Source organism: Streptomyces sp. NPDC001406, from assembly GCF_042895285.1.
Taxonomy (GTDB): Bacteria; Actinomycetota; Actinomycetes; order Streptomycetales; family Streptomycetaceae; genus Streptomyces.
In genome coordinates this window covers 21,678-28,716 of sequence record NZ_JBIAWG010000007.1, presented here as the reverse complement: position 1 = coordinate 28,716, position 7,039 = coordinate 21,678, and the positions used below count along the sequence as shown (strand labels likewise).

Annotated in this window: 5 protein-coding genes; all 5 read right to left on the bottom strand. The window is 71.6% G+C overall.

The window, feature by feature from the left end; all coding sequences use genetic code 11:
- Positions 1-715: 715 nt before the first annotated feature.
- Entirely contained in the window at positions 716-1,300 is a 585-nt protein-coding gene (locus tag ACFY1J_RS17930) for a hypothetical protein (RefSeq protein WP_390712183.1), read from the bottom strand.
- Positions 1,285-2,460 carry a ParA family protein gene (locus tag ACFY1J_RS17925; protein ID WP_390712182.1) on the bottom strand — a complete coding sequence of 392 codons (1,176 nt, stop codon included), beginning with the start codon at positions 2,458-2,460 and terminating at the stop codon, positions 1,285-1,287. The genes ACFY1J_RS17930 and ACFY1J_RS17925 overlap by 16 nt, the downstream gene beginning before the upstream one ends.
- A 370-nt stretch (positions 2,461-2,830) precedes the next feature.
- Positions 2,831-3,955: an alanine dehydrogenase gene (gene ald, locus ACFY1J_RS17920; protein WP_390712181.1), complete on the bottom strand. Its 1,125-nt coding sequence runs from the start codon at positions 3,953-3,955 to the stop codon at positions 2,831-2,833.
- Between the two features lie 135 nt (positions 3,956-4,090).
- Positions 4,091-6,157 (bottom strand): tetratricopeptide repeat protein, encoded by a 2,067-nt coding sequence (locus tag ACFY1J_RS17915; protein ID WP_390731506.1) that lies wholly within the window; start codon positions 6,155-6,157, stop codon positions 4,091-4,093.
- 205 nt (positions 6,158-6,362) lie between these two features.
- Complete coding sequence (locus ACFY1J_RS17910; RefSeq protein ID WP_390712179.1) at positions 6,363-6,989, bottom strand: NUDIX domain-containing protein; 627 nt, start codon at positions 6,987-6,989, stop codon at positions 6,363-6,365.
- Positions 6,990-7,039: the final 50 nt, after the last annotated feature.

Sequence of the window (7,039 nt, the reverse complement as noted above, 5' to 3'; positions counted from 1 at the left end):
CCGGCCCCGGACCCGGAGACCCCCGGCTCTGCCGACGAACCCTCCGACTTGGGCCCAGGGAGGACGGCCTCGGGCCGGACGAGCCCCGGCTCGCGGCCCAAAAGCGCAGCCACAGGCTCGGACGTCCCCGGCTCGCGGTCCAGGACCACGGCCTCTGACTCGGAGATCCCCCGCTCTGACACGACGGAACCAGACCGCGAGTCATGCGGCTCGGACTCGGTACGAAGGCCCGCACGCTCGGAGCCCGGGGGGACAGTCCCGGTCACAGAGATCCCCGGCTCTGCCGCCGCGCCCTCTGACTCGGGCCCCGGAAGGGCCGCCTCGGGCCGGGCGCGCCCCGCCTCCGACACGGCGGACCCAGACCGCGAACCCTCCGACTCGGGCTCAGGCCCCGGACGCGCAGCCCCGGACTCGGAGATCCCCGGCTCCGACACGGCGGACCCAGACCTCGAACCCTCCGGCTCGGGCCCAGGGAAGGTGGCCTCGGGGGCGGGAGACGGGCTTCGAGGCGGCGTGGCTGCTTCGGATTCCGTGGCCGGGGTGGGTGGCTCGGGGTTTGGCTTCGAGGGGTTCGTGGGGGCCCCTGGCTGAGCTGCCTGCGCGGCGCCCGGTCCCCGCCCCAGGGCACGTCTGCGGCCGGCCGAGGGGCCGGGGGCGGGAACGTCGTTCGAGGTCATGGCCGTCGCAGGCTATCGCTTACCGCCCACCGAGCCGACTACCGGCCGCGCAGCCGCCGTACCAGGATGCTCGCTTCTCCCCGGGACTCCAGGTCGGCCAGCACCACCGCGACCGCCTCGCGGACGATGCGTCCGCGGTCGACGGCCAGCCCGTGCTCGCCACGGAGCACCAGCCGGGCGTGCTCCAGGTCCATCAGTTCCTCGGCCGACACATACACGGTGATCTTCTCGTCGTGCCGCTCGCGCCCGCTGGGGCGCCGCGCCGCCGCCCGGTTCCCGCGCTTGCGGGGCTGCGCGCCGGCGGAGGAGGCGGCAGAACCTTCCTGCGCCGCCTGCCGCCGTGCCGACCGCTCCGCCGAGGCGCCCCGGCTGCGGGACTCGCCCGCGTCGGCCGGCTCTGCCTCCGCGGCCACATGCTCCGCGCCGTCGCCGTCACCGCCCTGCACGGGCACCGACGGCGGCACGTCCTCCGACGCGGCGGCCGCCGCGTCACTCTCCCCCGCGGGAGCCGGCACCCGGGCCTCGCCGTTGGCCGGGCGCCGGGGAGTGGACGGCTGGAGCGCCATTCCCCCTGTCGTACGGAACAGTTCGTCGGCCCCCGGCAGACTCACTCGGCGTGACACCGGGCGAGCACCTCCCTGGCGAGCTGGCGATAGGCGGCGGCACCGACGGAGTTGGAGGCGTACGTGGTGATCGGCTCACCTGCGACCGTGGTCTCCGGGAAGCGGACCGTGCGGCCGATGACCGTGTGGTAGACGTGGTCGTCGAACGCCTCGACCACACGGGCCAGCACCTCACGGCTGTGGACCGTGCGCGAGTCGTACATCGTCGCGAGGATCCCGTCGAGCTCCAGCTCCGGGTTGAGCCGCTCCTGGACCTTCTCGATGGTCTCGGTGAGCAGCGCGACGCCACGCAGGGCGAAGAACTCGCACTCCAGCGGCACGATCACCTTGTGCGCGGCCGTCAGCGCGTTGACGGTGAGCAGACCGAGCGAGGGCTGGCAGTCGATCACGATGTAGTCGTAGTCGTCCAGCAGCGGCTTGAGCGCACGCTGGAGCGTGGACTCGCGCGCGACCTCGGAGACCAGCTGGACCTCGGCGGCCGACAGGTCGATGTTGCTGGGCAGCAGGTCCATGTTGGGGACCGCCGTCTTCAGGAGGACCTCGTCCGCGGACATGCCCCGCTCCATGAGCAGGTTGTAGACGGTGAGGTCGAGCTCCATCGGGTTGACGCCGAGACCCACCGACAGCGCGCCCTGCGGGTCGAAGTCCACGAGCAGCACGCGCCGGCCGTACTCCGCGAGCGCGGCACCCAGGTTGATGGTCGACGTCGTCTTGCCGACGCCGCCCTTCTGGTTGCACATCGCGATGATCTTCGCGGGGCCGTGGTCGGTCAGCGGGCCCGGGATCGGGAAGTACGGCAGCGGGCGCCCGGTCGGGCCGATGCGCTCGCGGCGCTGGCGGGCAGCGTCGGGCGCGAGCGTGGCCGCGTACTCCGGGTCCGGCTCGTATTCGGCGTCGGGGTCGTAGAAGTGCCCCTCGGGCAGTTCGTCGTAGTCGGCGAGTTGGTTGTGGGGCGCGCCACTTCCGTCGCCGGCCATGGCGTTCACGTGATGGCCATCCATGCTCTGGTGTGCTGAGTGAGTCACCCCTGCAGACCGGTGACTCTGTTGGGCGAAGGTACGCACCGCGACGGAGCCGACAGCCTCGAACCCCGCGGGGCCCTGGGCCCGTACCGGCGTTCCTGGTTGACCACCCCCGGGAGAAAATGTCGACTCATTCACAAGTCGTCTTACCTCCTTGGTGACCAGGAAACTTCTAGACAGGTCAGCGTGGCACCATGCCGACGGTTGGCGACTCTATGGCGTGTCGGCGGTCCGCAGCAACACAATCCGCCGGACCCGGCAGGATGTGTCGGCAATGAAACATCCCTCTGTCAAGGGCGTACGGCCGTCGCACGGCAGGTTTCACCGGTGTGCGAATCGGTCGAAGAGTTACGTTCGAGGCGAGTTGACCGAGCGTCGCAAAGTGACCATACACACATCCGGCCGGACCTTGTCGGGCAAGGTCCGGCCGGGTACGCGCGGTTGACGACCAGTGTTGACGTATCGCCTTTACCGTATGGTGACTTAGCGGAGCGGCTCGGCGGTCGGCTCAGCCGAGCAGGGTCTCCAGGTCCAGGTGCTCCAGGCCGTGGGCCTCGGCGACCTCCTTGTAAACGACCTTGCCGTCATGGGTGTTGAGACCCTTGGCCAGCGCGGCGTCGCGGCGCAGCGCCTCGACCCAGCCGTTGTTGGCGAGCGAGACGATGTACGGCAGCGTGGCGTTGGTCAGCGCGTAGGTGGAGGTGTTGGGCACCGCGCCGGGCATGTTGGCCACGCAGTAGAAGACCGAGTTGTGAACCCGGAAGGTCGGCTCGGCGTGCGTGGTCGCGTGGGAGTCCTCGAAGCAGCCGCCCTGGTCGATCGCGATGTCGACAAGGACACTTCCGGCCTTCATCCGGGACACCAGCTCGTTGGTGACCAGCTTCGGGGCCTTGGCGCCCGGGATCAGGACCGCACCGACGACGAGGTCGGCGTCGAGGCAGGCCTTCTCCAGCTCGAAGGCGTTGGAGACGACGGTCTGGATCTTCGTGCCGAAGATCTTGTCGGCTTCCTTGAGCTTGTTGATGTCCTTGTCGAGCAGGGTCACATGGAAGCCCAGGCCGATGGCGATCTGCGCGGCGTTCCAGCCGGAGACACCGCCGCCGATGATGACGGCCTTGCCGGCCGGCACGCCCGGGACACCGCCGGGCAGCACACCACGGCCACCGGCCGCGGCCATCAGGTGGTAGGCGCCGACCTGCGGGGCGAGCCGGCCCGCGACCTCGGACATCGGGGCGAGCAGCGGGAGCGCGCGGTTGGGCAGCTCGACCGTCTCGTAGGCGATCGCCGTGGTGCCGGACTCCAGGAGGGCGTCCGTGCACTCCTTGGAGGCGGCCAGGTGCAGGTAGGTGAAGAGGATCTGGTCCTTGCGGAGGCGGTGGTACTCCTCCGCGATGGGCTCCTTGACCTTCAGCAGCAGGTCAGCGGTGGCCCAGACCTCGTCCGCGGTCTCCAGGATCTCGGCGCCGGCCGCCACGTACTCCTCGTCCGGGATCGAGGAGCCGACGCCGGCGTTCCGCTCGACGACGACCTGGTGACCGTTGCGCACCAGCTCGTGCACGCCGGCGGGGGTGATGGCCACCCGGAACTCGTTGTTCTTGACCTCGCGGGGGATGCCGACCTTCACGTCGATCACGGTCCTTGGCTCAGAGGGTGTGGGGGCATTGCAAGACATACCCGGCATGCGGGGGCACACCAGGATGCACCGCAGGAGAACGTGCGGCAGAGCCAGTTTAATGAAGGCGTTCCGGCTGTCTAGCCTTTCATTGCATCAATCTTCGATGGATGTGCTGCGGATTTCGCAGGCATCAGAGCCGTGGTCTGCTTCTGCATCGCTCTCGTGGCTCTCCTGGAGTTCCTCTCCCAGCATGCGCTCGGCGGCCCCACGGTGCAGTCGAGCGGCGGCGGAGTCACCCAGCCGCTCCAGGGTGTCCGCGAGCCGCAGCTGCAGCGCGGCCTGCAGCCGGACGTCGTCGGCACGGCGCGCCCACTCCACCGCCTCCTGGCAGGTGTGCAGCGACTCCTCGGGCCGCCCGGCGTACTCCTGGACCCGGGCCAGTTCGCTCAACGCCCGTGCCTGAGCGGCGACATCACCGCTCTTGCGGTGCCCGGCGACGGCCGCACGCCAGTTCCGCAGCGCCTCGCCGTAGCGGCCCGCATAGGTGTGGGCGGTGCCGATACGGCCGTACAGCCGGGCGGCGTCCGCGCGCTCGTCGCGGGCCAGGCGCTGGGCGAGGGCCCGGCCGAACCAGTCCGCGGCCCGGTCGTAGTCCCCCAGCTCCTGATGCGTGCCGCCTACGGATTCCATCGCGCGGCCGGTGGCGTACGGGTCGTTCGCCTCGCGTCCGGCGTCCAGCGCGGCCCGGTAGCGGACCAGCGCCTCGCTCGTCCGGCCGGTCCGGGCGTCCAGGTCGCCCAGGTTCAGCAGGGCGGCGGCCTTCTCGCGGGACAGTCTGCGGCGCTCGGCCACATCGAGGACGAGGCGGTGGATGCCGTACAGGTCGGGCGCGGCCGCCTGGGTTCCGACATGCGCCACCATCGCCCTGACCAGCTGGGACATCAGCCGGCGGGCCAGCGTGTCCAGCTCCCCGTCGGCGACCGCGAGGCGGGCGGCGGCCAGCAGGGCGGGACGGCGGATGTCGAGCCAGTCGGCGGCCGCCCTGGGGCTGGGGAAGCGCAGGGAGCGGGGCAGGCCCTGGAGCTTCTCGCGCGCCTCGGGGTTGTCCGTCTCGGTGATCGCCCGGCAGGACTGCAGCAGCCGTACGGTCCGCTCCAGCATGCGGGCGCGGGCCAGCTGGAGCTCGCCGGGGCGGTCATGGCTCTCGGCGAGGGCGTGCAGCAGGGGGTGCAGGCAGCCGGGGACCTCGTACTGCGGCAGCGGGGAGTCCACGGCCCGCAGCAGGTTGAGGGCGACGAAGTCGTCCAGGGTGGTGCGGGCGGTGCTCACCGAGCAGCCGGCCAGCGCGGAGGCGGTGTGCGGGTCGACCAGTCCGGCGGGGGCCAGGGAGAGCAGTCGCAGTATCCGGGCGGCCCGGGCCGGCAGCTGCTCGTGGACGAGCCGGAAGGCCCGGCTGAGCGGCGTCCCCTCGTCGGCCTCGGCGTGCAGGCGCTTGGCCAGGTCGGAGACGCCCGCCTGGGGCCGCGCGGCGAGCCAGCCACCGGCCAGGGCCAGCGCGGCGGGCTGGCCCTGGCACACCTCGACGAGGCTCTCGGCGGCGCGCGGGTCCACGGTGATGCGGACCGAGCCGGTGTACCGGGTCAGCAGTTCCAGGGCCGACTTGGTGTCGAGACCGCCCAGGGTGCAGGGCCGGACGTCCGTGATCCCGGTGAGCGGGCCCTGGGACACGGCGACGGCCAGGCAGTCCGGGGAGTCCGGCAGCAGCGCGTCGACCTGCTCGGCGCCCGCCGCGTCGTCCAGCAGGAGCAGCACCCGCCGCTCGGCCAGGGCCGCGCGCAGCGCCTCGCTGAGCTCGTCCTCGCCGGCTCCGGGCGGGGTGGGCAGGTCCAGTGCGGTGAGCAGTTCGCGGGCGGCGCGCTCGACCGGCACCGGGGTGCCGTCGGGTTCGCCGAGCCGGACCCGCAGCACTCCGTCGGCATAGCGGTCGGCGACCTGCCGTACGAGCTCCTCGGCGAGCGCCGTACGGCCGGAACCGGGCCGGCCCGCGATGAGGAGCACGCGCGCGCGTGGGGCCTTGCGGCCGGAGAGGGTGTCCAGGCCCGCTCGCTCGATGTCGGCCCGGAGTTCCTTCAACTCCCTTGTACGGCCCAGGAAATGGCTCTCCGCCGACGCGTCGCCCGACGGCCCCGCGCCGTCCGTGTCCACCGCCTGATCCGTCACGGGCCACACTCCCGTCCCACCGAACGCGCAAGCCCGCCGGGACTCCGGTTCGGGCGTGAGTCGAGCCTAGTTCACGCTCTGCGACGATCCGTGCGGAGCACGGCGGGCAGGTCCCTCGATCGGATCAGGCGATCGTCACACCGGTGGCGGGGCGGCCGACTTCAGGACCGGAGGTGGCCGGGTTCAGGAGTCGAGGTGGCCGGGTTCAGGACTCGAAGGGACGCGCGGGCCACGGTGCCTCGGCCGGGCGCAGGGCGTCGAGGCCTTCGCCGTTGCGGGCGGCGACCAGGGAAAGGACCCCCACGACGAGGCAGTTGTTGTGCAGCTCGCCGGCGAGCACGCCCCGGACGAGCTCCGCCACTGGCACGCGCGCGTGCTCCATGTCGGCCTCTTCGTCCTCGACCTCGAAGCGCTGTCCGTCGGCCTCGGACAGATCACGGGCGAGGAAGATCCGTACGGACTCGTCGCAGCCGCCGGGGGTGGTGTACACGTCGGTCAGGACCCGCCAGTCCCCGGCCTTGACGTGCGCCTCCTCGTACAGCTCGCGCTGGGCTGCGTGCAGGGGGTTCTCGCCGGGCACGTCGAGCAGACCGGCCGGGATCTCCCACAGCTTGTGCCGGACCGGGTGACGGTACTGGCGGATGAGATGAACGCGGTCCTCTTCGTCGAGGGCGACGACCGCCACCGAGCCGGGGTGGACCTGGTAGTCGCGGCGGACCACCGAGCCGTCGGGCATGACCACCTCGTCCGTGCGGACGGAGGTCTTGTTCCCCACGAAGGGGGTCTCCGTGGCACGGATCTCCCACTCCTCGGGGGTGTCCTTGATCGTCATGCCCTGTCCTTCCACACGCTTCACAAAAGACCGGTCGGCTGAAACCGGGG